The organism is Pseudoalteromonas sp. A757, from assembly GCF_004103285.1.
Classification (GTDB): Bacteria; Pseudomonadota; Gammaproteobacteria; order Enterobacterales; family Alteromonadaceae; genus Pseudoalteromonas; species Pseudoalteromonas galatheae.
The window spans coordinates 85,217-110,806 of sequence record NZ_QNQN01000065.1 but is presented as its reverse complement, the minus strand read 5'-3'; the positions used below and the strand labels follow the sequence as shown (position 1 = coordinate 110,806).

Genomic DNA, 25,590 nt, shown 5'->3' with positions numbered 1-25,590 from the left:
TCTTGAAGGAGGGCGCGCTGGCTGTATGGCTTGTCGCGCCCTACGTGTTTATAAATTAGACTGTTGTCTGGCATTAATTTGCAAGCGACAGGGCTCGGCAGAGTTTGCAACGATGTAAGTTGCCAAGAAAGAGTAGTGTGATAAAAATGTCTAAACCTGACTATTATGAAGTATTAGGTGTTGCGAGAGACGCCAGTGAACGTGACATTAAAAAGGCGTATAAACGCCTTGCAATGAAATATCACCCTGATCGTACTGCTGGTAACGCTGAACTCGAAGCGAAATTCAAAGAAGTAAAAGAAGCTTACGAGATATTGACTGATAGTCAAAAACGCCAGATGTATGATCAATACGGCCATGCAGCTTTCGAACAAGGTGGTGGTGCTGGTCATGGTGGATTTGGCGGCGCTGGCGACTTCGGCGATATTTTTGGGGACGTATTCGGTGATATCTTTGGTGGCGGCGGTGGTCGTCGTCAATCAAGACAACAGCGTGGTGCGGATTTAAGATATAACCTAGAGTTAAGTCTTGAAGAAGCGGTACGTGGGAAAGAAGTTGATATCCAAGTGCCAACTTGGGTGAGCTGTAAACCATGTGATGGTAGTGGTGCGAAAGCCGGTTCTAAGCCTAAAACTTGTACAACCTGTCATGGTGCAGGTCAAGTACAAATGCGTCAAGGCTTCTTTGCGGTACAACAAACTTGTCCAACCTGTCAGGGTACAGGTCAGATCATTTCAGACCCGTGTAACAGTTGCCACGGACAGGGCCGTGTAGAGAAAACGAAGACACTTAATGTTAAGATCCCAGCCGGGGTTGATACGGGTGACAGAGTTCGCTTATCTGGAGAAGGCGAAGCGGGTGCACATGGTGCGCCAGCTGGTGACCTATATGTACAAGTGAGTGTGAAAGAGCACCCAATTTTTGTACGCGATGGCAATAACTTATATTGTGAAGTGCCAATTAGCTTCACAACGGCGGCACTAGGTGGTGAGATTGAAGTACCGACCTTAGATGGCCGTGCGAAACTGAAAATTCCATCAGAAAGTCAAACAGGCAAAATGTTCCGTATGCGTGGTAAAGGCGTTAAGTCTGTGCGCAGTGGTGCGGTAGGTGACTTAATTTGTAAAGTTGTCCTAGAAACGCCAGTAAACTTGAACGAGCGCCAAAAAGTGCTTCTTCAAGAGTTTGAAGAGTCTATGGGTGAAAACAACGGTAAGAATCGCCCTAAAGCTCAAGGCTTTTTCGACGGCGTTAAGAAGTTCTTTGATGACTTGACCAAGTAACCCGAACTTGTTTGAAAATGCCCGCTGCGATAGCGGGCATTTTTGTTTTGGCGATTGGTGCGCCTTATCGCAAGGCGATAGCATGAATCTTTATTTCTTGATATAACTGATGCCTGCTAAACGGAGTTTGTAATGACACCTGCAATAAATCTACTTAAGAAGGCGAAAGTGGCGTTCCAAGTGCTGCAATTTGAGCACGATCCTAACGATCATGACTTTGCTAATGAAGCTGCGAAAAAGCTCAATCTAGACCGAGAAAAAGTGTTCAAAACACTGTTGATTGACGTTGATGGTGAATTGCATGTAGCCGTTTCTCCTGCCACGCAACAAGTTGATTTAAAAGCTTTTGCCAAAGTATGTAAAGGGAAGAAAGCACAGCTTGCTGATCATCAGATCGCGCAAAAGGTTACTGGCTATTTAATTGGTGGAATAAGCCCGTTTGCACAGAAAAAACAGCTGCCAACTTTACTTCACGAGAGTGCTTTAGCATTCGAGCAAATTTATGTTAGTGCAGGCAAGCGGGGAGTCGAAGTGGTTATTGCGCCCTCAGATATAAAAGCGATTTGTAAAGCGAAAGTCGCAAATTTTTAATTCTTCATTTCATAAAAGCACAGCTTCAACAATTTGCTTATTAACCTGAGGTTTGGATAAGAAATATTTCAACTCATTGTTTCTAAAGAATAAATTAGTTTTTCCTTGTCTAGCCAGAGAGTTTTAGGGAAAACACCGCTTCCGCGTCGTGCTCTCGCTAAGGTACCTACATCCTGTAGGCAAGGAGAATTTACGCACCAATATCTGGCTATTGGAAGTGAATTCAACGCAGTCAGCGCTAAAACGGGCTGCTAGAAAGGCATTAATTATCCGCAGCTCAGGTTTATTAGTCAGTAAATTTTCCCATAACTCAAAACTGCCACTATCGCTTTAGACAAAAAACAGGGATCGGATTATTAGCTGATTGAATCGATATGCTAGAAAGCAAGTGCGAAGGTAATATCGTTGATACTGGAAAAATAGTTTCCATGATCCAACCTGTTTTGGTTTAATAAAAACTGGGTGTCGAGATATCAGTGAGGATACATGGATCAAATACTAATTATAATTGGAGTATCGATATTCGGTGCTTTGGGTTCAATTCATTTGGTGTATACGTTTTTCACTGAAAAATTTAATCCTCATGATGCTGCTGTAGTTGCCGCCATGAAAAATACGTCACCATTAATCACCAAAGAAACTACAATGTGGCGTGCTTGGATAGGCTTTAATGCTAGCCACAGCTTGGGTGCGATGTTGTTGGCTGCTATTTATATTCCATTGGCCGTTAACAACTTTGAGGTTATCAAAGGCTCTCTTTGGTTTTCACTGCTACCAATTGTTGTTGGCATATCATACTTAATCTTGGCCAGAAATTATTGGTTTAAAATCCCATTTGTTGGTGTACTTACTTCCTTGATATGTTTTCTGATCGCGGCATGGCTGATCAACACATGACAAGAGGCACTATTCGGCTCATTAGATGCGCACTTACTACACTCGCCTGTGTGGCGGGCATTAATGTTTTTAGATGAAACTTCTAAATTTAAGAAGCTGGGATAGTGCGCCACCTAAGAGCTCACTCACCTCGAACTTATTAATCCATATTGTTATCTTGGCTATTTCACCTTAGCTAAATAACTTTGAGTTATTGCAGACATTGTCTTTATGAGATGCTACGGATAGTCATTCTATATGTTATAGGTAATAGATAGATGCAGAAACTGTGTGGTGCTGAGTAATCTGCGCTTGAGCAATAACTAACAAGTCCGCCATCCTTCCTTACGAAATATAGGGAATGTTTTGTCATGCTTACAAGTGATTTTGTCATAATAATAGGCAAAATCTCAATTTCAACTTACAGATGTAAGCCATTAATTTCGCAGTCATTTATATTAATCACTCGATAATTCGGTAAAAAAGGCGTTAAAAAGTTAGATAGAGTAATTGATCTAAACGAATTTTTATGCCGTAATGTAAGTATATCTATCTGGTCGGATGAGTTAATTATGAGCCTAAGAACGAATTTAAGAAAGATCCTCCCAAGCATTTCAATCACAGAACAAGAAGCATTAGATGCCGGTGATGTTTGGTTAGAAGGGTCAATTTATCAAGGTAAGCCTGACTTTTCAGCGCTGCGTGCTGTACCTGAAGCTAAGTTAAGCGCAGAAGAGCAAGCCTTTTTAGAAGGTCCAGTTAAAGAATTAATGGGTATGATCGATGACTCGGAAATTCAAAATGGCAAACACCTGCCAGAGCATGTGCTTGAATTTTTGAAAAAAGAGAGATTTTTCTCTTTGATCATTCCAAAAGAATACGGCGGTCTAGAGTTTAGCCCTTATGCAAACTCAACGATTGTAGGTACAATTGCGACTAAATCCTCTGCGGTAGCGGTAACGGTGATGGTTCCTAATTCACTAGGTCCGGGTGAGTTATTGTTACATTACGGTACTAAAGAGCAGCAAGCGCACTATCTTCCTCGCTTAGCAAACGGTCGTGATATTCCATGTTTCGCGTTAACAAGCCCTGAAGCCGGTTCAGATGCGGGTGGCATTCCGGACCAAGGTATTGTTAAAAAGGGCATGCACAACGGCGAAGAAGTACTTGGTCTTGAAATAACATGGGACAAACGCTACATCACACTTGCGCCGATTGCGACAGTACTCGGTTTAGCAATTAAAGTATTGGATCCTGAGGGATTACTAGGCGGTAAGAAAGAACTAGGGATCACCTGTGCGTTAATTCCACATGACCATCCGGGTGTGCAACTTGGTAATCGTCATGACCCTATGGGAATACGCTTCTATAACGGCACAACGCGTGGTGAAAAAGTTTTTATCCCAATGGACTTTATTATCGGTGGCCAGCAGAATATCGGTCGCGGCTGGCAGATGTTGGTTAGCTGCTTAGGTGCTGGACGTGGTATTTCATTACCAGCGCTAGGCGTATCAACTAGCCAAGTCGCACTGAAATCTGCATCTGAATATGCTGCGGTACGTGAGCAATTTGGCCTTTCGATCGGCCAGTTTGAAGGTATTCAAGAAAAGCTTGCGGACATTGCAGGCAAAGCATACATGCAAGAGGCAATGCGAGTGTTAACAACAGAAGGCTTAGGCATGGGCCTTAAGCCATCTGTAGTAACAGCAATCGCAAAATACCACATGACTGAAACTGGTCGCGATGTGTTGGACTCTGCAATGGATATCCTAGCGGGTAAGGCCATTCAAAACGGTCCTCAGAATACCCTTGCAAGCGGTTATGTCGCTCAGCCAATAGCAATCACCGTAGAGGGTGCAAACATCCTAACGCGTAATTTGATGATCTTTGGTCAAGGTGTAATGCGCTGTCACCCATATCTACAGTCGATGGTTGAATCTATTCACAGTGAAGAGAAAGATGCCGACAGTAAATTCCGTGGTATTTTGACAAAAACAGTTAGCTATAGCGTTGCCAACAGCTTACGCGCTTTCAAATACGGCCTTATGCCTTTCACTGCTGATGCAAAGTCACCATTACCAGAAGTGCGTGCTTATGAAAAAGCCGCGCATAGATTAGCAGCGAAGCTTGCGGTATATGCAGACTTCTCACTACTTGTGCTAGGCGGAAAACTGAAGCAAGCAGAAATGCTGTCAGCACGCCTTGGTGATGTAATGAGTCACTTATATGCAGCGATGGCTTCAATCAAATACTATGAGCAGAAAGTAGCGGTAGCAGAGCGTGAGCAAGCAGCACCTTATTTCCATTATGCGACAAGGCATGCACTTATGAGTGCTGAAGAAGCGCTGCATAAGTTCTTAGACAACTTCCCGGCAAGTGGTACTCGTAAATTTATGCGTGTGATCACGATGCAGTTTAGTGGTAAACAAATGCCTAAGATTAATGATGATATGATCAGAGAGTTAGCCGCTGCAGCGCAAATGGATACACCGTTCAAAGCGCAGCTTACTCATCTTGTGAAACCGACAGCGGGTGATGGTCATGATATCAATGAGCAAGCATATAAAGCTAAGATGGGTTGTCTTGACCTGCTTGCCAAAGTTAAAAAGGCAGTTCGCAAGCGTGAGATCCAACCAGGTGTTCGTTTCGAACAAACCTTAGATAATGCACTCGTTGGTAACCTTATCAACGAGGAGGAGTACGCAAAACTGGTTGATTACAACCGCAAGCGTGAAAAAGCAATTCGAGTGGATGAGTTCGACTTCGATTTAAACTTGTTAGATGAACAAAGCGCGAAAGAAACAGTCAAGCAAGCTGTGAATGAGTAAGTTAAACAAATAACTTTTCTGTAAAAGTAAAAGCCCTTAACCATTCGGTTAAGGGCTTTTTCATGTTGGGTAAAGATAATAACACCAGCTATAATTAACGAGCACTGTAAAACGGTTTGCTTATTGTACCAATTTGCCTTAATACTCGCTCAATTTGAAGGCGCATATCTGACGCTAACAGCGTTAAAGTTTTGTTATTTAGAACAACTAAATAGCAAAACTTTTGCCTTGCCTACATGGATGTAGGTACCTTGGCGTGAGCAGGATGCGGAAGCGGTGTTATCGACAAGATTTTCTCGCCTTAAAAGAGATCTCTTAGTTATGCAAGTCGGTATTCGTGATAGTAAGTAAAGGGTTGTACTGTGTTTGAGTAACCTGAATTGGACAATAAAAAGATTGGCTTTTATTGAACAAGTCTCAGGTTAAATAACAAAAAGGTGTAACACAGTGAAAATAAGTATTCCAAGCGATGTAATTTCTGCGCCTATTTCAACACAGCAAGAGCAACAATTATGGAGCGGTTGTGGTGATATGTTATTTATCGATCACGATGCTGGAAAGCTTGCAATTAAGCGCACTAAAGTCCCCAGTGACATTGCACATCAGAGAATTGAACAATCTTCAGTGGCGCTTGCGCGTAAAGCTAAGTCTTATCAGGTAGAACGTCACTTTTACAAACACCATGCATGCGAGTTACTCTCGCCCTGCAATACACCGAGCTATTTGGGAGAAGGGGTAAATGAAGGGATGGACTACATCATCTTTAGAGACTTCTCAACTCAAGGTTTTTCGCAAACTACTAAGCCGTCCGAGTCACAAATATTAGCGGTGATAGGGTGGTTAGCTAAATTCCATGCTCACTTTTTACAAAGCCCCGCAGAGCATGTGTGGGAACAAGGAAACTATTGGCACCTAGATACACGGCCAGATGAGCTTGAGCGAATGCAGCACAGTAGTATTAAACAAGCGGCACCTCGATTACGAGATCGTATCAAAAATAGCCATTGGCATACTTGGATCCATGGCGACGCTAAACTTGCTAACTTTGCTTTCAACGGTGACCAAGCGCTAGGATTCGATTTTCAGTACGTGGGAAAGGGGATTGGTGTGTCAGATTTAATGCTGTTTATTACGTCTGTACTGGACGAAAAAGCGCAGCTCCTCCATGCCGATGAGTATCTAAAGTTGTATTTGGATATGTTGAGAATAGAATTATTGGGCAAAGCGGCCTCGATTGATATTGCTCAGATCCTTTCCGAGTGGGAATTGTTGTGGCCGGTAGTGTGGGCTGACTTTTATCGTTTTCTGTTGGGTTGGAAACCGGACCATGTAAAAATTAATGATTACATGAAATTTCAAACGGAAATTGCATTACAACAGGGATAACCAATGGCTATAGCCTTATTCAGTGCGTTAAATTGGGCTGTATTTGATTTTTTACGAAAAAGGCTAGCAAGCTATTATTCAGCCGCGCAAATGTCGGTGATATTTAGTCTCTTAGTCTTACCTGCATACATTGGTTATTGGTTGGTTGTTGACAAACAGCTCCCAAGTTCCGCTTATTTAGCGCCAGCGATAGCGAGCGGAGTTTTGGCTGCAATTGGTAGTGTAAACTTTATTCAGGCACTTGCGCTTGGACGCATGGCGGTTATCCTGCCTCTTTTATCCATCACTCCAGCACTTGCTGGCGTGTTTGCTTGGCTGCTGCTCGGAGAACCTTTAACCCTACTGCAGTCAGTGCTAATTGCTGCTATTGTCCTCGCTTCGTTTTTATTGCAAGGAGGCAGATTCTCTTTTCAAGAGCCTGGTGCAAAACAAGTTGCAATCACCTCTGTTTGCTGGGGGCTTTGTATCGTGTTCGATAAAGAGGCTTTGCAATACAGCTCGCTCTCTTTTCATGCTGGGTTTCTAACCTTTATGGTATTTTTTGTTAATCTGATCTTGCTCCGACCACAGTTTAAAAATCAAAATTTCCGCGCACATTGGTTACTCTGGGCTATTTCTTCGGTGGTATTCGCTGCTGCAGTTCTCTTTCAATTGCAGGCGTTAACGGAAATTCAGCCGGGGCTTGTTGAGGGGTTGAAAAGAGCCATTGGCATAGTCAGTGCGAGTGTGCTTGGGATGTGGTTCTTTAAAGAGGTAATTTCAACAAAAGAATGGCTTATAATCTCCGTTATTTTGTGTTGTAGTGCAATGTTGGCGTTAAATAGTGGCGCTTAAGCGCCACTTAAAACAACGCACTTATTTACATTGCGCGACTTTAGTCCAAACGTTTGAGTAGATCTCAGGGCTTGCGCCTTGTGACCAGAACGTAGCACGGTATTCAAAACCCTTGAATGAAACTCGGTCGCCAATATTGTAGAACTTAGTTGCACTCCATTCTTGGATACCATTACACCCAGCTGGTGCATCGCTAACGGTAACTGCCAGTGTCTTAGAAGCAGTTCTGTTATTTGCAGCTGTCACAGTGAGTGTCACTTGATATGTACCAGCACTAGCGTAGGTGTGTGATGGGTTAGTTTGTGAGCTTGTTGCACCGTCACCAAACTCCCACTGATAACTACCTGCTGTTGATTGGTTATTAAATGTTGCTGTGAGGCCGGACACGCTGAAGTTAAAGTTTGCATCGACTGCACCTGAGGTATCACAACCATTATTTGTTAAATAATCAACCGCCGCTTTTGCTTGTACAATACCATAGCCGTAAGACGTATCGCGGCCTGCTTGGCCTTTGTCTTTTGCTGTTGTATTCAACACTTGGCGAATCTGCTGAGCAGTACATTGCGGGAAGTGGCTCCACACTAAGGCAGCGACACCAGAGACATGCGGCGTTGCCATTGAAGTCCCGCTAATACTGCGATACGCGCCATTATTCCATGTTGAGTTTACACCAACACCTGGGCCTGCAATTTCTACTTGGCTGTTGTATTGAGAGAAAGAGGCTTTTGACTCAGAACGGTCTACTGCTGCTACAGACACGACTGCATTATACGATGCCGGGTAGCTCAACGAGCTATTACCCGCGTTGCCAGCAGCTGCAATATGTAGCATGCCGCGCTGATAACTTTGTTCAAACGCATTACGCTCTGCTGTAGAGCTGCCGCTACCACCTAAACTCATGCTGGTTACATTGGCGCCAGCCTGCTCACACTGTTCAATTGCTTTAATGAGATCGGAACCATATGCCCAGCGGCCTTGGTCATTAAACACCTTAACAATATGAAGACCTAGTTGCCCTGATGGATTTACCCCAACTACACCTGTACCATTACCACCTAAAGCGGCGATTGTGCCGGCAACGTGTGTTCCGTGGCCGTTACCATCGTTACTCCACACACCTGTGTCGTAGTTACCATAGCCGTCATTACCAGTAACGCCTGTGCTAGGTAAGTCTTGATGACCTAGCGTATAACCTGTATCCATAATACAGACTTTACGGTTGCCGCTGTAGCCATCAGATACTTGGTTAGCTTGCACCATATTAATACCGTAAGGTGTGGTTTCAGCAAGTAAATCAATTGCTGAAGTTTCTACGCTTGGCAAATAACGTTTAGGGTCAATTTCTACTTGCGCAACATTGCCGCTTGCTTGTAGCTGTTGCATTTGCGCAGAAGAAACTTCGGCGACATATGCATTAATGCTTGGCAACGTGTTGACTGCAGCACTGCCTAAGGTTGAGTAGGCTGCTTCAGACAACGCCTGCGCTTTAAACTGTGCCGTTTCTGCCTGATTTAAGCGCACTGGCAGAACATTTGGTGTTGCACTGTCTTTTAATGTGACGATAACGCGCTGTGTATCTGCGTGAGCAACTGAAAGGCTTGCACAAACGCAGGCACTGAGGGTTGAAAGCTTAAGAAGTTTTACTACTGTATTACTGTTTTTCATATTTCACCTGTTTTACATGTTGTTTACGTTTGTTACTAAAACAGGTGTTGACATCGCTGTCAATGTGCGAAGATCAAACAGGTTTAAATTGCATTATATTTCTTGGTTTTGTTTAATGCATTAATTAATCTTTCTTAAATCCTCAGTTTTTTACATTATTATTGTGATTATTTTTATTAAGTGAGTGAGTTAGTTCTGTAATGGTAAATTGCGCTGGATCGTTAATGTAACGTAAAAAGTCCAGGTGTTCAGGAAAGTTTCCATGTATGGCATGATACAAAGGTAGGGAAGCGTCATTCAACGATTCGAAAATAGATAAGGTTACGCTGTCTATTGGTGTGAAGTCTCTATGATATTGTGCTAGTCGAGCTAAGGTATAGGCCCCAAGCAACACATGCCCTCCAATCGAAACATCTAACTTAGGCGCAATACCTTCATCCCAGTTAATCCCACCTATGACGATCTTACGGTTTAATTCTTTAGCAGCGAGTAATGCGCCATAAGCAATAGGATCATTGGCAGCCCAAACTGTTGTGATTGCGGAGTCTCGCTGTAACCACGCTTTAGTGAGTCGATAAGCTTCATTCTGAGACCATTGACAATTTGCCTCTGCGATTAATTCTAGCTCTGTATGGTGCTCAAGATAAGCACGCATGCCTTTTTGTCGGTCTAATGCCGCAGTCGTCGCCACGTCACCTAGCAAAGCTAATACATGTTGCGATGGATTGGAGGACCTAAGCGCTTTTCGCGCAAGTTGACGCATTAATTTAAAACCAGCTTGGAAATTGTCTGGCTCAATGGTGCCAATAATTTGGTGTCCTGCCTTTAACAAAGCCACTTCCTCTGTTTTGGTCGGTCCATTAAGCAAGAAAATAATCTTAATGTTGGTGGCTTTAGTGTTTAACAAATAGGGAACGACACTCGACTTTTCGTTAACCAGCACAAGGTAATCAGCATCACTTTTCAAGGCTTGCTCTACGAGCGATTTCATCAAAATATGGTTGCGCTGTGCATAACTAATTTTGAGGGAAATATTCATGTTAGTAGCGGCCGCAGTCATCACGTTGCTGACGTTATACCAAAAGTCCCCAGTCGGGTTTTTTGTTGCAAAGCCGGGGTTTACAAATTGAACGTTGAATCGTTGTGCAGATAGCGCGGCCATCGGCGATAAGAGTAAAAAGATGAACAACAATTTTCGGATCATAAGTCTCTACATTTTTTGATATTCAAAAAGTGTGCTGCTAAATACGCTACAAGTATAGTTTACGCTAGAATTGTAGTGTTATCTGCCTGTGTTTTGAATGCTATTCAGGGTAAGCATATTTTTCATAGCATTGAATTTAGCTCATGCGTTAATTGCTTTATACTAGCGGGCAAAGAGTAAGGGGACTTTGATGAGAAAAATCGTATTTATATTCGTGTTGTTGTTTTCGATGTCAGGGGTTGCGCATGAGTCAAGTGAACTGAATAAAACCATGAAGGAAATGGGGCATATTTATAAGCAGGCTATGGCAGCGCAATCAGCTCATGAAATGCAAGCGCACTTAACTGAGCTAACGACACTCGTTAATGAAAGCAAGCAATTTCAGTTTAAGCAAGAGGTGTCTGCCGAGTCAGTTGAGGGCTTGAATAAAGTACTCGAAACCATTACTAAAGCGAGCCAAGAAGTAGACTCAGGAAAAGTTGAAAAAGCCCGTGAAATGCTATTAAAAATTGATAAGTTGAGAAAGCAATACCACAAACTACACGAGCCGCCGAGCTTTTGGGAATTATTATTCGGTAGTTAACCTGAGATTCGAATAGTTATCCTATCGCTGTGGTTATTTCTTGTTCTATCACAACAGCTTGGCTTATCGATCTTGGCTTTAGTTGAGCATGACAAAATACTAGCGAGCCGTGGCTTTATCTCTCAGGCTCGTTAGTCCTCCATAAGATCCAAAAGCGATGAAATAGCCTTATCCTTTTCTGCACTTATTAGAAATTACGCAAAAATCTACTCAAAAGAAGTTGCATTATCAATTGGAACGATCCAGTATGTTTGTTTTTAATCTGGGAAATTTCAATGAAAACCTCCTCATTAGCCAGTCTAATTTTACTTTCATTTTGTAGCTCCTCATTAGCGAATGCCAATGCGCTCTACGACATCACCGAACGCGATACATTCTCTGTAACGAGTGACGTAAAGGAGCAGATCCAAGGTGAGGGGATAGAGCAATTAGTTGATAGGTCACAAAAAAGCAAATTCTTATCTAAGCAATCCAGCGCTGAGATTGTATTTGATCTGAAAGACGTAAAAGCGCTCAGACAATATAGTCTCACCTCAGCCCAAGATGCACCCGCCCGAGACCCAAAGCATTGGACTGTAGCCGTATCTATAGATGGCAAGGCGTGGCAAGAGGTTGATAAGCGCAACAATATGGTATTTTCAAGACGGGGTGAAACGCTCGCTTTTGACCTACCCAAAACAACGGATGCGAGGTACGTGCGCTTTACTGTAGCACAAGAAGGTAAAACACAGTGGGGCGACCGCTTTTTGCAAATCGCTGATCTGGCGCTCTATGCACAAACAAACTTACCGCTGGCAAATTTTACTGCAGATAAAACCGTCGCCAAGCTTAATGAGCCAATTTCTCTGCAGTCGATATCTGCAAACTCACCTACAGGGCTGAGTTGGAAGGTTGAGGGCAAAACGATGCTGCCAACCACAAAAAGTGTTGAAGTAGTTTATGACAAGCCAGGTAACTACGATGTTACTCTAATGACTAAAAATGCGCATGGCTCCGACCTTAAAACCCGAGCAAACTATCTAAAAATATACGATCCAGCTCAACCATGGAAAGGCTTTGAGCCGCCAAAGGTCAAAGTGGTTATCGAAGATACTGAGTCGGCAGGGTCGAAACGTCTGCAAGCACTATTTCCTGATATAGCCAGTACGGTGGATGACGTAACTCGCCAACTGGCTCCAAGGTTGTACAAACACTTTGCAGAGCTGCCAGAGTTTGAGCAAGTCACATTTAGGCTGAAGTGGATGGACACAATAGCGTATCGCTCTGGAGACGAAACAAATATGGAAATTGTGTTTAGCTCAAAGTACATCACCGAAAAACTGGCTGCACAACCAGATGAGCAAGTGGAATACGAACTCCTTGGTGTGCTCTGGCACGAACTTACCCATGGATATCAGCTATTTCCAAAAGAGAGAAGTTATTCTGAGCCCGATGTACATGCATTTATTGAAGGAATGGCGGATCTCATTCGCATTCAAGCGGGATACCATAAAACCCGTTCACCTAAGCCGTCGGATTCTTGGGTTGGTGGATACACAAATACCGGGTTCTTTCTCGCATGGCTCGCTGAGTCACATCCAGATTTTGCCTATCGTTTTAATCAAACTGCGGTAGAAATAGAGGATTGGTCATTTGAAAATGCAATAAAGTCAGTTACAGGAGAGTCTCTTGATGAGCTCTGGTCTCGCTATCAAAGTGAGCTAACTGCTAAGAAATTGCAGTGAATCAGTAAGGACTAAATAATTACAGTTTGTCATCACTGTGCTGTAAATGTACATAATTTGTTGACAGACTTGTTTTATTGCTCATAATTGGAACGTTCCTTTTTCGGTTTCTTCCTGAAGCTTTGTTGGTTTTGCTACGGGAGAAATAAAATTTTAATAAAAAATTGGAACGTTCCTTTAAATTGTGGGGGTCTTATGACAACAATAATATATAAACATAGCCTGATCGCCGCTGCTGTTCTAGCAGCGGTAGCAACTAACTCAGTAACAGCCGCAACAGATGAACAAGCAGAAGAAATAGAACGTGTTGAGGTGACAGGATCTCGTATTAAACGTATCGCCATTGAGGGTGTGACCAATGTCCAAAGTCTCTCTTCCGCTGATATGGTCAGAAGTGGTTTTAACACAGTTTATGACGCACTGAGTAGTATTTCCGCTGCTAGTGGTGCCGTTCTCGGTGAAGTAGAAACTGGCTCCTATACGCCTGGTGCCAAGGAGTTAAACCTGTTAGGCGTTGGACCTGAGTACACACTTATTCTAGTTAATGGCAAGCGCTTGGCCTATTACCCAATGCCTTACGGTGGCCAAACCAATTTTGTTAATCTCGATATGTTGCCAACGGCGATGGTTGAGCGCATCGATATTCAATCCGGCGGTGGCTCTGCAATCTATGGTTCAGACGCAATGGCTGGAGTAGTCAATATTATTACCAAAAAAGGTATGGACGAGCATGTCGTTGAAGCATTCTACGGCCAGGATACCTATGGTACGGGTGATAAAAAAGGCTTGTCGTTTGTTGGTGGTTTTGAGCAAGACGACTTTACGTTTGACTACTCGCTAGAATATAAAACGGAAGAGGCGCTGACTGGTGCCGACAGACCTTTTCATGACAGTGTTTGGGATAATCCAGACCCAACAAACAAACGAGAACTCAATCGTTCCATTACCGTATGGGCTGAGAACACTGAGTTCAAAAATCAATATTCAGCGCAGTACTGCAACACAGATGACAATCCACACCCGACTGCGGTTCAGCACTTTATTAGCCGCAATGACTACGGCCTAAGCTGTGGGTGGGATGAAACCGGTAATAATTTGCTCCGTAACCAAGTTGAAACCATGAGTTTGTATATCAACTCGGTGTACAGTATCAACGACGAACACAGCTTTTTTGTTAACGGATTTTATATCGACCAAGAAAAGAAAGGGGCACGAAATCCATTCTTCTTTGCTCATGCAGAGTCAATTCACGGATCCATGTTTTGGGATCCTGATATCAAAAATAAAGCTGGTGGCTATGGCGCTCCAGTTAAGTATATGTGGCGAATAGTGAATGATTCAGAATATACAAATGATGGTTTAGGTCGGGTATACGATGATAAATCTTATTCATTTAGTTTTGGTCTTGAAGGGGAGATAGCAGACTACTATTACTCCGTTGGTTTTAGCCGTTCACAATACGATTTCTCTGATAGGTACTTGCACCACACGGTTGAAGGAAATAACTGGCTAAAAGGACCAAAGTTGGGAGAGGTTGATGGCATGCCAATCTACCGTCCGAATTACCAAGCTTTTTTTGCGCCTCTGACCCAAGACAATATGTATAACATGGCTGATTGGGCAACCTACGATGGCTTATCGTTCAATGAAACCCTAACTGCAGATCTGTCCGGGGATTTATTTGAATTGCCAGCTGGATTTGTGTCTTTTGCAGCGTATATTGAGCTGATGAAAGAAGGGACGAGAGCGACGCCAGATAGCAGAATACTAAATAAAGAATTTGTCGGTCTAACTGGTGTTATCACCGATGGTGAGCGTAACCGTTATGCAGCTGCGACAGAATTTATGATCCCTATTACTGAACAGATCTCTAGTGAAATAGCACTGCGTTATGACCACTATGATGATATTTCTGATGTTGGTGGAGCATTCACTTATCAAGTTGGTTTTAAATACTCTCCCACTGACGCGTTGATGCTAAGAAGTGCATATGGAACAACGTTCCGTGGTCCTAGCATGAGTTCAGTATATCAAGGGTTTGCTGGTAACTTTGGACGAGGCTCGGACAGAGTGATTGCAGATGCTTGTCTACGTTTTCAAACCACAGGGGATCCCGCTCAATATAATGCTGATGCATTAACTATCAGTTGTGCAGACTTAGACACAACAAATATCAACGAGCCAAAGCTAGATGCTGACTTTGAGACAATCTCGGCAGGCGACCCAACTTTAAAAGAAGAATCTGGTCATTCATTAACCTTTGGTCTGGTGTATGAGTACTCCCCTGAGCTGTCATTCAATGTTGATGTTTATGACATTGTCTTAAAAGACAAAATTACTCGACTTGGGTCTGGCGAAATTCTTGATAATGTCTGGAAGTGTGAAAACGGCCTAATCGATTCGTCTTCAGCTAAATGCGCCAATATGCAAGACAGAGTACAGCGTTTTGACCAAGATGGTTTGGCAACCGACTGGTTAGGAAACACGAAAAAAGGGTTACCGTACACCGCAGCTATTATCAGAGAAGGTTATATAAACGCCGCGGAAAGGCAGCATGGCGGCGTCAACTTTGGTGTGAAGGGCACGTATGAGTCAGAATTTGGCGATTTCATTTATAAGCTTGACTACAGCCATGTTTTAAAGAAAAAAGAAAAGCTTCGTCCCGAAGATCCTCTTGAAGATGTGCTAGACAGTCAAGATAACTATAACTTCAAAGATATGGCATCGTTTAACCTGACTTGGCAGTTGGAGAAGACCGCAATTTCATGGCAGGTAAATTATAAAGGAAAAAATTGGAACGGTGCTGATTTTGGTCAAAGAGAAAAGTTACCAGCATGGATAAAGCATAACCTAACCATTGGTCACTATATCAATGACAACACGCGAGTGATGTTTACGGTTCAAAACTTATTAAATGCGATGCCGCCTCAGGACGCCTCGTTTAGAAGCTACCCATTCTATAAAGCGGGTAATTACGACACGAACGGGCGCGAGTTCTTACTAAAAGTTAACTACCAATTTTAATAATAAAGGGTAACGAAATGAGAAAATTAATGCTATCAGCGGTGGCAATGGCCGTCGCTGCGACACTTATAGGCTGTAATGATGGGTCTGAATTTGTTGAACGTGATAAGCCTGAACAAACTCAATCATCCGGGCAGCCAGACTCTGGCGCACTGCGTAATATCACCTCAGATACTGGAGTTGAGATTGAGGCTATTTTAGCGGATGGTGTACAAGCCTCACCTGCAGGTGAAAGTGTCGACAAACTTATCGACGCTAACACGAGTACAAAATTCCTGGCTTTTGCGTCAAACGTCACTGTAGTGTTTAAAGCCGCGACAGAGATTGAACTTAGAGAATATAGCTTTACGTCAGCAAACGATGAAGCGAACCGAGATCCAAAACAGTGGGTCGTATATGGCTCAAATGATAAAACAGAGTGGGTTGAGCTGGACTCAAGAGCGGGAGAAGTATTCTCTGCTCGAGGACTGACTCGCAATTTTGAATTGGCCGAAAGCGGCGAAAAGTATCGCTACTTCAAATTTGATTTAGTACATGGTGGTACAGATAGCTATGGTGCTGATATTACGCAACTAGCGGAACTCGAAATCAAAACGGTATCGGATATTCCTATCGTCGCATTTAATGCGACAAACACGACTCCTGAAGTCTCTGAGTATATTGTTTTTAGAGATGAGTCGTTGGTTAATCCGACTCACTGGCAGTGGACATTTGAAGATGGTATTCCTGCAACAAGTACAGAGCAAAACCCATTGGTTAAGTTTGAGGCATTAGGGCCAAAAACCATCACACTGGTTGCAAGTAACGACAAAGGGGAAGCGGCATTAGTGCAGCAAGACTTTATCCGTGTGTGGGATCCAGTCTCGCCATGGGCAGGGTTTCCAGAGCCTGCAATTGAAGTAAAAAAGGAACTACCAGAGCACCCAGGACAGCTGGCGCTTGAACGTGCGGTACCAGATCTAAATGCCCTTATTCATGAGATCTCTTTGAAGATTGCCAAGCGCTTATTTAATAATGTAACCGAAATCAATGTTTTTGAGCACGTTACTTTTATCACTGGAGACTTTGATGCGCCTGCTTCAAAGGCCGGTGAAGGCAAATTTATGGAGCTTAGGTTTGATGTTAAGCACATCGCCAACCTAGAGGGTCTTGGAGATGAGGCTATTCGTAACGAAGTCATTGGCGTGCTGTGGCATGAGCTGACTCATGGCTACAATAGTGTTCCGGCAGAAGGAGAATATCGTCCGGGCACGGATTATCATACCTACCTTGAAGCGCTGGCTAACTTTATTCGAATAGATGCTGGTTACTTAGAGCATAGACGCGCTGGAGTTCGCTGGATGGAGCACTACAATGTTGATGCTTACGATCAAACAGCATTCTTCTTTGAGTGGGTAGAAAACAGTCATCGTAACACCGATTTTATCCGCAAGTTTAATGCGGCAGCAAAAACGCTTGATCCGTGGAGTTTAGACACCGCTTTTAAATCTATATTTGGTGAACAGCGTGGCATTGATGCGGTATTTGAAGAGTATCAAGTCTACCTTGCAAGCGTCGGTAAGTTACCACCAGTACCACTTGGGTATCAGAACTTTGCACCCACTAGCACTCAGGTAACAACAAACGGAACCGCACTTGTGCCTTTTAATGAGGGGGCAGATAAGCTTAATGATAGAAATATTACCTCTAAATTTAATGTGGTGTTGGAAGCCCCTGCTTGGCTTGCACAATATGCACCTGACTTGTTGCCGATAAAACAGGTTGATAAGGCCCAGGTTAACTATGTGTTTGACAGCGCTAAAACAGCAAAATACTACTCATTAGCGACAGCGGGAGACAACCCTCATCGCTTTCCTAACGCGTGGCAGCTACAGGGCTCAAATGATGGTACGAATTGGATTACACTAGATACTCAACAGTTCAGCGAACTACCTAATACGATGGAATACTATAGCTTTGCTATCGAGAGTCCAAATGCGTATACCCATTATCGTTTGGAACTTGAGCATACCCGTGAAGGCGGTGGAATTGGCGGCGCTAGCGGACGCCTAATTCAGCTAGGCGAATTCTCATTGTGGGAAGCAAAAGAATAGCTTTTTAGTTAAAAGGTGGGCAATGCCCACCTTAAAAAGTGCTTATTTTGACTTTTAACGTTTCTTCTTCTTTTTACCTTGAACCGCTTTAAATCGCGGATTAGATTTACAAATTACGTAAACCCGACCACGTCTTTTTACGACTTGACACCCCGGTCTATTTTTAGCGCTTTTGAGTGAGCTCAGTACTTTCATCTGGTTTATCCTTTTTTAGTCGCAAGGTTTTTAAAGCGGCGGTTAAATTGTGCAACTCGACCATCACTTGCCACCAACTTCTGTTTACCTGTATAGAAAGGGTGAGATGCACTAGAGACGTCAATTGGGAAGTAAGGGTAAGTCTTACCGTCTAGTTCAACAGTTCTGTCCGATTTAATGGTTGAACCGACAATAAAGTATTTATCAACCGATGTATCATGGAAGGCAACAAGTTGATAATCAGGGTGGATATTTGGTTTCACGACAACGACTCCTAAATAATGTGTTGTTATACTGTATCAATATAAATTAAATAAAAACTATTCTCAACAACTAATTTGTTGTTGCCGCCATTTAGTGCGATACGCCTAATTTGTCAACGCATGCGGAACTAAACTGAGTGCATCTTGACCAGTTGATTAAAAGGGGCTTACTTTCCTTAAAATTGCCTGATATAACTAGTTCTAGATAGTTTCTCAAGTAGTCATGTTGGTGTTGGCCCTTAACCGGAATAGTAGCGAATAGACTTTTTTGGAATATAGCTATCGATGTAAGCCTGTTGGTTTGATAGATATGAGATAAAAGAGTGGGTTCAATTGAGGTTAATGGTTAATAACCTTAACTAGATGAGAGAGGTCTAGCAAATAATTAAAACCTAGTACGTTCGCGAAAGTACTTTGTTCGCCAACGCAATACAGATATAGAGCATTTATTATGGATAAACATGCTGAGTTAGATAACTCAATTTTGGCTAAGCTTCAAAGTAGCGATGACAGCGCCTTACAGCAAGAGTTAGACACACTCTCGTGTACACATAGTGACATAGTGACACTACTGGCGCAGTATCAAACACTCAGTGAGCAAGATGATGAACTATTCGATGCTTGGTACGACAGCTTATGTAAAGATCAGTTAAAGGTCTTAAAAGCATTTGAGATAATTCGTGCACACATCGAACAACAAATATAAGTAAGCATAGATTGTCTGGCAGAACTGTTGTGCGCCAGACAACAGATTATTTGATTGATAAGTCGTACTTACTAATCAATTGGTCAATGTATCGAGTGCGTAGCGACTCTGTTTGCTCAGCTTGAGTATTGGCCGCTAGCGCTTTGTTTAGTAGCTTCATGGCGTTGTGTACTTGACTACGCTGCTCTGGAGCAATACTACTTGCGGTTCTTGCTTCTGTGATATCGTCGATAATCGCTCGGCCTAGATCAATATAAAGCGCTTCCTCTACTAGACCATTTTGGCTGATCACCCCATATTTGCCACATAAAAACTGTTGCCAAACTTGTTGTACATGCTCTGTGAGGTCATCACTAAAACTTGGATCTTCGGTATAAAAGCCTTTTTCAATACACTTTGCCAATGCATCACAGTAGCGTTGTTGAAACAATTCAAATGCAGTACTTGATTGGTCAACTTTGTGCTTCAACAATAGCTGTCCCCAGTTTAATAAACCACGAGCATAAAAATCGGTGTATTCTTCACACTCGTAAAGGCCAAAGTAAGAGCTACACTTAATTTGGTTCTGAATGCTGTAACTGGGATTGGGAAATAGACTCATTTGTTGCCAATCAGACAGTTGTTCTTCAGATATCTTTAAGCTGCTGCTCAGCTCAGCCGTGGTATAAAAGTGCGTATTTAAAAAATGTGTCAGTCCCATAAAATAAACTGGATAAATATACAGTAATTGAGATTCTGCTGGATCTTTACGCAAATAACAAGCGCTGAGTGTAAAATTCATTGGTTTTAATTGATTTACTGGGTTTAATGGGTCGGATCTCAGTCATATTTATGGTAAAAATGGCTGTCAACTGGAAGAGTAATAGAAAGACCATGCATCAAATTCAATCAATAAAAAAAGCGAGTTTAATTACCGCGATCAAAACACCTTACACTATGGCTGGTGAAATTGACTTAGATACCTATGACAAGCTTGTTGAAGCGCAAATTGCAGCGGGCGTTGATGGTATTGTCGTTGCTGGGACAACTGGCGAAGGGCAATTGATGAATTGGGAAGAACACCTAATGCTGATTGCCCACTCGGCAAATAAGTTTGGTGATAAGCTGCTAATCGTCGGAAATACTGGCAGTAATAATACCCGCGAAGCAAAAAAAGCAACGGAATATGGCTTTGCATCAGGGATGCACTGCGCACTGCAGATCAATCCGTACTATGGTAAAACTTCAATTGCGGGAGTAAAAGCGCACTTAAACGAAGTATTGGAGATCGGCCCGGCTTTCATCTACAACGTACCGGGCAGAACTGGACAAGATCTAACACCAGATATTATTGAGCCACTAGCAGGTCATAAACATTTCGTCGGCATGAAAGAATGTGCGGGTGATGAGCGTATCGCGCACTATGAAGCGAAAGGCATTGCGTGTTGGTCAGGTAACGACGACCAAGCTCACGATAGCCGCCATAACAGCCAATCTCACGGTGTTATTTCAGTTGCTTCAAACATCATTCCGGGCTTATTCAGACAACTGATGGATACGCCTAACCAAGCGCTTAACCAGTCACTGCAACCGTTAATGAACTGGCTCTTCTGCGAACCAAATCCAATTGCTATCAATTCGGCTTTGATTATGACAGGCGCGGTCAAACCGGTATTTAGGTTGCCTTATGTACCACTGTCGCAAGCACAGCAAAAAGAGGGGATTGAACTCCTTTCTCAGTTAAAAGAAAGTGACTTTGTCGGCTCGACAGCAAAATTAATTGACGAAACCTTGCTTAAGTTTTGTTAAAAGTCGGTTTGTCATTTATAATCTGCGACCGTTTTTGACTCGGTCGTAGGTTATTATGGCAACGTTTTCTTCATTTAGTTTCGCACAGCCTCTTTTAGATGCGCTGCAAGACATCAATTTTCATACATTAACGCCAATTCAACAGGCGGCTATCCCAGCTGTCCGTCAAGGTAGTGATGTGCTCGCAACAGCGCAAACTGGAACTGGGAAAACCGCAGCTTTTGCCTTGCCTATCATCCAAAAATTGCTTGAGGCTGAAGCACAGTCGACGCCAAGAGCGTTGATTTTAGCGCCAACGCGTGAGCTTGCCGAGCAAATCGCCAACAACTGTGCGACATTTACAAAGTACACAGACTTAAAAGTGCAGGCACTATTTGGCGGGGTTAACGCCAATGGCCAAGCTGAGCGCTTAAAGCAGGGCGTGGATATTTTAGTAGCGACCCCTGGGCGCTTGTTAGATCATATCCGCTTAGGTAATGTCACGTTAAGTAACGTTAAACATTTAGTCTTAGATGAAGCCGACCGCATGTTAGACATGGGCTTTATCACCGACATGCAAAAAATCATTGAGCTGGTGGATAAACAAAAGCAGCTATTGTTGTTTTCTGCAACTTTCCCGTCGGCAATGAAACAGTTCGCGAAACAAGTCTTGGATCACCCTAAATTAATCCAAGCGACGCCTGAAAATAGTACGGCCGACACGGTTCGCCACGTTGTTTATCCAGTTAAAGAAGAACGTAAGCGCGAGTTACTATCAGAGCTTATCGGGACCAAAAATTGGCAACAAGTGCTGGTGTTCGTCAATATGAAAGAAACCGCAGACAAGCTAGTTGAAGAGCTAAAGCTGGATGGCATAGATGCAAATGTATGTCATGGCGATAAAACTCAAGGCGCTCGTCGTCGCGCTTTAAGAGAGTTCACCGAAGGCAAAGTACGCGTGATGGTTGCAACCGAAGTCGCAGCCCGCGGATTGGATATCGTTGGTCTGCCACGTGTGGTTAACTACGATGTGCCTTATCTTGCCGAAGATTATGTTCACCGCATCGGAAGAACTGGTCGTGCTGGTCAGTTTGGTTATGCGATCACCTTTGTAAGCCGTGAAGAAGAATCTGATCTTATTCATATTGAGCAGTTAATCGAGCAGCAAATTTCACGCTATTATCTGCCAGGCTACGAAGTGGCAAACCGTGAAAGACTGGTTGAAACAATCCAGAAGAAACCAGCGCATCAACGTCGTAAGGCGCGGGTGAATAAGCCTTCGAATCAAGCCAGTGCAGAAGCAAGATTAAAAAACCGCTCTCGTATTGCAAATGTACGTAAGCAGCAAAAGAAGAAGTAAGATTGTTTTTTTGCTTTATTTACAACGCCAGCTAGCACGCTGGCGTTGTTGTTTTTAGCCAATGTGGCGTACAATAGCGAAAAATAATTATAAAAATACGGCTTGTGCTTCAGTCATTTCACATTGTTCCAGTTAATGGAATTCAACTCGTCTCTGTTGGGGCTTATCTCCTCGCAATATTAATTTTTGCCAATCAACCACGCGCACGAATGCTCGTCATTTATTTGTTATTTCAATGTGTGCTGATGGCAACCAACTTCGCTGAAGAAACGTTAGGGGTTAGAAGTTATTTACTTATCACGCCTGTATTTACCCTAGCTACTGGGCCTTTAGTCTATTTTCTGTTTAAAAATTTACTGCACGCCAATCAACATAAGCAAGAGCGAAGGTTAGTCCATTTCTTACCTGTTTTGCTGGCGCTTCCATTTACTGAATACACCCCGCTTGTGATTGCGTTTGGTACAGTTAGTCAGTTGATTTATTTTGCTTTTACGGTACAACTTGTTGGTAGTTACCAGCGAGCATCCGCGGAGATCAGAGCGGACGTCAGTACGCGCGATTTACAATGGATCAGAACAACGGTTGTCTTGTTTATGATCTTTGCTCTGGTGGATTTGGTCAGGCTTAATATGCAAACATACAACGGTATCAGCACTAAAGCACTCTGGTATTTTATTGACTTAGTGTGGTTACTTGCAATTAATCTTTACCTAGTTGTCAAAGTACACAATCAACCACACCTCGAAGATTCGATAACGCAAGCTCAAGAAGTAACGCTCAATAAGGCGAATAAACAGTTAGAGGATCCAACCGAGATATTCAATGCAATTCATAACACGATTATGCAGCACTATTTATATCGCCAGCCACGATTGACTATTCACGATGTTGCTGAGGTAGTTGGACTTGGGGTAAAGGATATCTCTTGGGCCATCAATACTTGTGGTGGTTACAACTTTAATGAGTATATCAATAGCCTGCGGGTCGATGAGGTAAAACAGCAACTGCAGTGCGAAAAGCAAATAACGCCCAACTTGTTAGCGCTAGCAATGAATGCTGGGTTTAACTCAAAATCCTCGTTTAACAGTGTTTTTAAAAGGCAAACGGGTTACACTCCGAGTCAATTTTCAAAATTAATATAAGTATATTAAACAATTGCTTAGCCTTTTTTTGAGTGTTTGTTAAGAGTTGTAGAAGTACAAAATCCTGATATTGCACGCCATATTAAGTCGTTATAGGTAATCTTGGGTTAAATCGATAACAAGGATAAAGATGATGTATTCAAGTTTTCTCACTCATGTGGCCACTTGCCTGGCTTTTAGTAGTTTGTTTATCGCGCAGCCTGCAAAGGCTGAACCTATTCGGGCGCTGACATCAACGAGCGAACAAGCGCATGTTGCTCAGCAACTAAATGTTCAATCCCCAGTGGATTATCTAAATACACGGATAAATGCACTAGCGTTGGTACGCAGCAAAAATTGGCAACAGGCGTTACCACAACTACAAAAGCTCACTAGGTCGTATCAAGATGACGGAGACACTTGGTATCTATTGGGATTAACGCAAATACAATTAGCGCAATATGAGCAAGCTATCATTGCGCTGAAAAAGGCGTTGTCACTGGGCGTAAACCTAACCAATGTACCTACTGGTTCACGCCCCTCAAATGACATTATGATAAAGATTGCAGGCGCGTATGCCGCGCTAAGTAAAGTGGATGAAGCTAATGAGTGGCTGAGTAAGTCTTTGTCAGCGCGGTATGACGAACGCAGTAGCTTAGCAAATAAAAGTGTTTTCGACCCCATCAAAGGTAACCAGCAATTTCAGCACCTTACAGGTAATTATAAAGACACTTCGCTCACCCGAGAGCAACAGTGGAATGCGGATTTAGATTTCTTACTCTCAGAAATTAAGCGATTGCATGTTAACGAACAGGCAAGTAACAACCCGGATTTAATTACATTGGCAAATAATTTGCGCTCAGATATACCCAAGTTAACTGATCAGCAAATTGTCTTCGGTATGATGCAAATGATAGGCAGGCTTGGTAACGGGCATAACTTTATCGTACCGACCTTCGGAGAAAAAGGGAATTTCACTCGTTTGCCAGTGCAGTTTTATGCCTTTATCGATGGCCTTTACATTGTTGATGCTGAAGCTGAGTTTAGTGATTTAATCGGCCATAAAGTCACAGCCTTTGGACAAACACCAACCGCAGAAGCAATGGCGAAAGTTGCCGAAATTAATCCACGAGATAATGAAATGCAGCAGCTTTGGCTTGCGCCTTATTACCTCGCCATGCCCGAAGTACTCGCAGGACTAGAGTTAAGCGATGCGTCAAATGAGGCGTCTATCACGGTAGAAAATGCACAGAATATGCAAAAGACCATTCGCCTTAGAGGTCGAACATTTGAATTTCGCGGCTTTCCGACTTTGCCAGAAAATCATCAAAAAAGCCCACAATATCTGCAAAACGTCACTAAACCTTATTGGTACGAAGTGGATAAGAGCAATGGGATTTTGTACGTACAGTTTAATGCCGTTGCACAGATGAAAACGCAGTCGCTAGCGCAATTTAGTGCGGAGTTGATAGAGAAAATAAAACACGCTGAAGTAAGCCACTTGGTGCTGGATTTACGACACAATAGTGGTGGCAATGGCTCCATCTTACCACCATTACTAAAGGCGCTTATTTATTTTGAAGCGGCAAAGCCAGCAGGCAAGTTATTTGTAGTGATGGGACGTAATACCTTTTCAGCAGCGCAAAACCTCTTAACCAATATCGATAGTTTTACCAATGCAATCTTGGTTGGAGAACCAAGTGGCTCTCGGCCAAATCATATTGGTGAAGCTGGAAGGTTCCGTTTACCGTTCAGTGGGGTGTTTGGGCTCGTTTCGTCGCAGTTTCATCAAACTTCTCGCGCAGAAGACCACCGTATTTGGATTGCACCACATATGCCGGTATTGCCAGACTCTACGAGCTACTTCAATGGTGTAGATCCCGCCATGAAAGCCATTTATAGTGTATTGGATAAAAACGTCGATGGTTTGAGTAAGTAACCAACCATTGCGTTAGTTGAGCGCTTTTTTAGGTCAAACCATAAAAGGAAGTGGCATAAATGATAATTCCGGCAGCGTTATTGTTGCCGGTGTTTTTTGAGTGGGTTGTTTTCTTTGTGATTGCCGCTTTGCTGTATTTCTCCGTTTA

At 43.0% G+C, this 25,590-nt stretch carries 20 protein-coding genes; 15 read left to right on the top strand and 5 right to left on the bottom strand.

Annotation, left to right across the window (positions count from 1 at the left end; translation table 11 throughout):
* The first annotated feature begins 146 nt into the window (after positions 1–146).
* From dnaJ to DRB05_RS08905, 6 genes are all read left to right on the top strand, one after another.
* Positions 147–1,283 (top strand): molecular chaperone DnaJ, encoded by a 1,137-nt coding sequence (gene dnaJ, locus DRB05_RS08935; protein ID WP_128726630.1) that lies wholly within the window; start codon positions 147–149, stop codon positions 1,281–1,283.
* Positions 1,284–1,415: 132 nt separating this feature from the next.
* On the top strand, positions 1,416–1,874 hold the full coding sequence (gene ybaK / locus DRB05_RS08930) for a Cys-tRNA(Pro) deacylase (RefSeq protein ID WP_128726629.1): 459 nt from the start codon (positions 1,416–1,418) through the stop codon (positions 1,872–1,874).
* 486 nt (positions 1,875–2,360) lie between these two features.
* Positions 2,361–2,771 carry a hypothetical protein gene (locus DRB05_RS08925; protein ID WP_128726628.1) on the top strand — a complete coding sequence of 137 codons (411 nt, stop codon included), beginning with the start codon at positions 2,361–2,363 and terminating at the stop codon, positions 2,769–2,771.
* A gap of 551 nt (positions 2,772–3,322) precedes the next feature.
* On the top strand, positions 3,323–5,578 hold the full coding sequence (locus DRB05_RS08920) for an acyl-CoA dehydrogenase (RefSeq protein ID WP_128726627.1): 2,256 nt from the start codon (positions 3,323–3,325) through the stop codon (positions 5,576–5,578).
* 447 nt (positions 5,579–6,025) lie between these two features.
* Positions 6,026–6,964 carry a phosphotransferase gene (locus tag DRB05_RS08910; RefSeq protein WP_128726626.1) on the top strand — a complete coding sequence of 313 codons (939 nt, stop codon included), beginning with the start codon at positions 6,026–6,028 and terminating at the stop codon, positions 6,962–6,964.
* A 3-nt stretch (positions 6,965–6,967) separates the two neighbouring features.
* Positions 6,968–7,798, top strand: a complete 831-nt coding sequence (locus tag DRB05_RS08905; protein WP_128726625.1) for an EamA family transporter — start codon at positions 6,968–6,970, stop codon at positions 7,796–7,798.
* 21 nt (positions 7,799–7,819) lie between these two features.
* Here the strand turns inward: DRB05_RS08905 and DRB05_RS08900 are convergent, their stop codons facing one another.
* Both DRB05_RS08900 and DRB05_RS08895 read right to left on the bottom strand, forming a co-directional pair.
* Complete coding sequence (locus DRB05_RS08900) at positions 7,820–9,463, bottom strand: S8 family serine peptidase (protein WP_128726624.1); 1,644 nt, start codon at positions 9,461–9,463, stop codon at positions 7,820–7,822.
* Between the two features lie 142 nt (positions 9,464–9,605).
* A complete protein-coding gene (locus DRB05_RS08895; protein ID WP_128726623.1) occupies positions 9,606–10,667 on the bottom strand; it encodes an ABC transporter substrate-binding protein in 1,062 nt (353 codons plus the stop codon).
* A 190-nt stretch (positions 10,668–10,857) separates the two neighbouring features.
* Between DRB05_RS08895 and DRB05_RS08890 the strand changes: the two genes are divergently transcribed.
* From DRB05_RS08890 to DRB05_RS08875, 4 genes are all read left to right on the top strand, one after another.
* On the top strand, positions 10,858–11,250 hold the full coding sequence (locus DRB05_RS08890) for a cytochrome b562 (RefSeq protein WP_128726622.1): 393 nt from the start codon (positions 10,858–10,860) through the stop codon (positions 11,248–11,250).
* A gap of 275 nt (positions 11,251–11,525) precedes the next feature.
* On the top strand, positions 11,526–12,974 hold the full coding sequence (locus DRB05_RS08885; RefSeq protein ID WP_128726621.1) for a basic secretory protein-like protein: 1,449 nt from the start codon (positions 11,526–11,528) through the stop codon (positions 12,972–12,974).
* Between the two features lie 195 nt (positions 12,975–13,169).
* Complete coding sequence (locus DRB05_RS08880; protein WP_128726620.1) at positions 13,170–15,998, top strand: TonB-dependent receptor; 2,829 nt, start codon at positions 13,170–13,172, stop codon at positions 15,996–15,998.
* Positions 15,999–16,015: 17 nt separating this feature from the next.
* Positions 16,016–18,091 (top strand): basic secretory protein-like protein, encoded by a 2,076-nt coding sequence (locus DRB05_RS08875; protein ID WP_128726619.1) that lies wholly within the window; start codon positions 16,016–16,018, stop codon positions 18,089–18,091.
* A gap of 54 nt (positions 18,092–18,145) precedes the next feature.
* On the opposite strand, the gene ykgO is transcribed toward DRB05_RS08875, so the two are convergent.
* Positions 18,146–18,286, bottom strand: coding sequence for a type B 50S ribosomal protein L36 (gene ykgO, locus DRB05_RS08870; protein ID WP_010373066.1), 141 nt, complete (start codon positions 18,284–18,286; stop codon positions 18,146–18,148).
* A gap of 5 nt (positions 18,287–18,291) precedes the next feature.
* Complete coding sequence (locus DRB05_RS08865; RefSeq protein ID WP_010373063.1) at positions 18,292–18,549, bottom strand: type B 50S ribosomal protein L31; 258 nt, start codon at positions 18,547–18,549, stop codon at positions 18,292–18,294.
* 451 nt (positions 18,550–19,000) lie between these two features.
* Between DRB05_RS08865 and DRB05_RS08860 the strand changes: the two genes are divergently transcribed.
* A complete protein-coding gene (locus tag DRB05_RS08860; protein WP_128726618.1) occupies positions 19,001–19,255 on the top strand; it encodes a hypothetical protein in 255 nt (84 codons plus the stop codon).
* Between the two features lie 46 nt (positions 19,256–19,301).
* Here the strand turns inward: DRB05_RS08860 and DRB05_RS08855 are convergent, their stop codons facing one another.
* The gene (locus tag DRB05_RS08855) at positions 19,302–19,955 is read right to left on the bottom strand and encodes a DUF6058 family natural product biosynthesis protein (RefSeq protein ID WP_128726696.1); all 654 of its coding nucleotides are present in this window, start codon (positions 19,953–19,955) and stop codon (positions 19,302–19,304) included.
* Positions 19,956–20,128: 173 nt separating this feature from the next.
* Between DRB05_RS08855 and DRB05_RS08850 the strand changes: the two genes are divergently transcribed.
* The 4 genes from DRB05_RS08850 (at position 20,129) to DRB05_RS08835 (ending at position 25,442) form a co-directional block, all read left to right on the top strand.
* Positions 20,129–21,043: a 4-hydroxy-tetrahydrodipicolinate synthase gene (locus DRB05_RS08850; protein ID WP_128726617.1), complete on the top strand. Its 915-nt coding sequence runs from the start codon at positions 20,129–20,131 to the stop codon at positions 21,041–21,043.
* 55 nt (positions 21,044–21,098) lie between these two features.
* Positions 21,099–22,382 carry a DEAD/DEAH box helicase gene (locus DRB05_RS08845; protein ID WP_128726616.1) on the top strand — a complete coding sequence of 428 codons (1,284 nt, stop codon included), beginning with the start codon at positions 21,099–21,101 and terminating at the stop codon, positions 22,380–22,382.
* A gap of 245 nt (positions 22,383–22,627) precedes the next feature.
* Complete coding sequence (locus DRB05_RS08840) at positions 22,628–23,524, top strand: AraC family transcriptional regulator (protein ID WP_128726615.1); 897 nt, start codon at positions 22,628–22,630, stop codon at positions 23,522–23,524.
* Positions 23,525–23,654: 130 nt separating this feature from the next.
* Positions 23,655–25,442 (top strand): S41 family peptidase, encoded by a 1,788-nt coding sequence (locus DRB05_RS08835; protein ID WP_235956688.1) that lies wholly within the window; start codon positions 23,655–23,657, stop codon positions 25,440–25,442.
* Positions 25,443–25,590: the final 148 nt, after the last annotated feature.

Bases quoted from the DNA above. Each gene is read 5' to 3' on its own strand.
- dnaJ (WP_128726630.1), top strand. From the start codon at position 147: ATGTCTAAACCTGACTATTATGAAGTATTAGGTGTTGCGAGAGACGCC.
- ybaK (WP_128726629.1), top strand. From the start codon at position 1,416: ATGACACCTGCAATAAATCTACTTAAGAAGGCGAAAGTGGCGTTCCAA.
- DRB05_RS08925 (WP_128726628.1), top strand. From the start codon at position 2,361: ATGGATCAAATACTAATTATAATTGGAGTATCGATATTCGGTGCTTTG.
- DRB05_RS08920 (WP_128726627.1), top strand. From the start codon at position 3,323: ATGAGCCTAAGAACGAATTTAAGAAAGATCCTCCCAAGCATTTCAATC.
- DRB05_RS08905 (WP_128726625.1), top strand. From the start codon at position 6,968: ATGGCTATAGCCTTATTCAGTGCGTTAAATTGGGCTGTATTTGATTTT.
- DRB05_RS08900 (WP_128726624.1), bottom strand. From the start codon at position 9,463: ATGAAAAACAGTAATACAGTAGTAAAACTTCTTAAGCTTTCAACCCTC.
- DRB05_RS08895 (WP_128726623.1), bottom strand. From the start codon at position 10,667: ATGATCCGAAAATTGTTGTTCATCTTTTTACTCTTATCGCCGATGGCC.
- DRB05_RS08890 (WP_128726622.1), top strand. From the start codon at position 10,858: ATGAGAAAAATCGTATTTATATTCGTGTTGTTGTTTTCGATGTCAGGG.
- DRB05_RS08885 (WP_128726621.1), top strand. From the start codon at position 11,526: ATGAAAACCTCCTCATTAGCCAGTCTAATTTTACTTTCATTTTGTAGC.
- DRB05_RS08880 (WP_128726620.1), top strand. From the start codon at position 13,170: ATGACAACAATAATATATAAACATAGCCTGATCGCCGCTGCTGTTCTA.
- DRB05_RS08875 (WP_128726619.1), top strand. From the start codon at position 16,016: ATGAGAAAATTAATGCTATCAGCGGTGGCAATGGCCGTCGCTGCGACA.
- ykgO (WP_010373066.1), bottom strand. From the start codon at position 18,286: ATGAAAGTACTGAGCTCACTCAAAAGCGCTAAAAATAGACCGGGGTGT.
- DRB05_RS08860 (WP_128726618.1), top strand. From the start codon at position 19,001: ATGGATAAACATGCTGAGTTAGATAACTCAATTTTGGCTAAGCTTCAA.
- DRB05_RS08855 (WP_128726696.1), bottom strand. From the start codon at position 19,955: ATGGGACTGACACATTTTTTAAATACGCACTTTTATACCACGGCTGAG.
- DRB05_RS08850 (WP_128726617.1), top strand. From the start codon at position 20,129: ATGCATCAAATTCAATCAATAAAAAAAGCGAGTTTAATTACCGCGATC.
- DRB05_RS08845 (WP_128726616.1), top strand. From the start codon at position 21,099: ATGGCAACGTTTTCTTCATTTAGTTTCGCACAGCCTCTTTTAGATGCG.
- DRB05_RS08840 (WP_128726615.1), top strand. From the start codon at position 22,628: ATGGCAACCAACTTCGCTGAAGAAACGTTAGGGGTTAGAAGTTATTTA.
- DRB05_RS08835 (WP_235956688.1), top strand. From the start codon at position 23,655: ATGATGTATTCAAGTTTTCTCACTCATGTGGCCACTTGCCTGGCTTTT.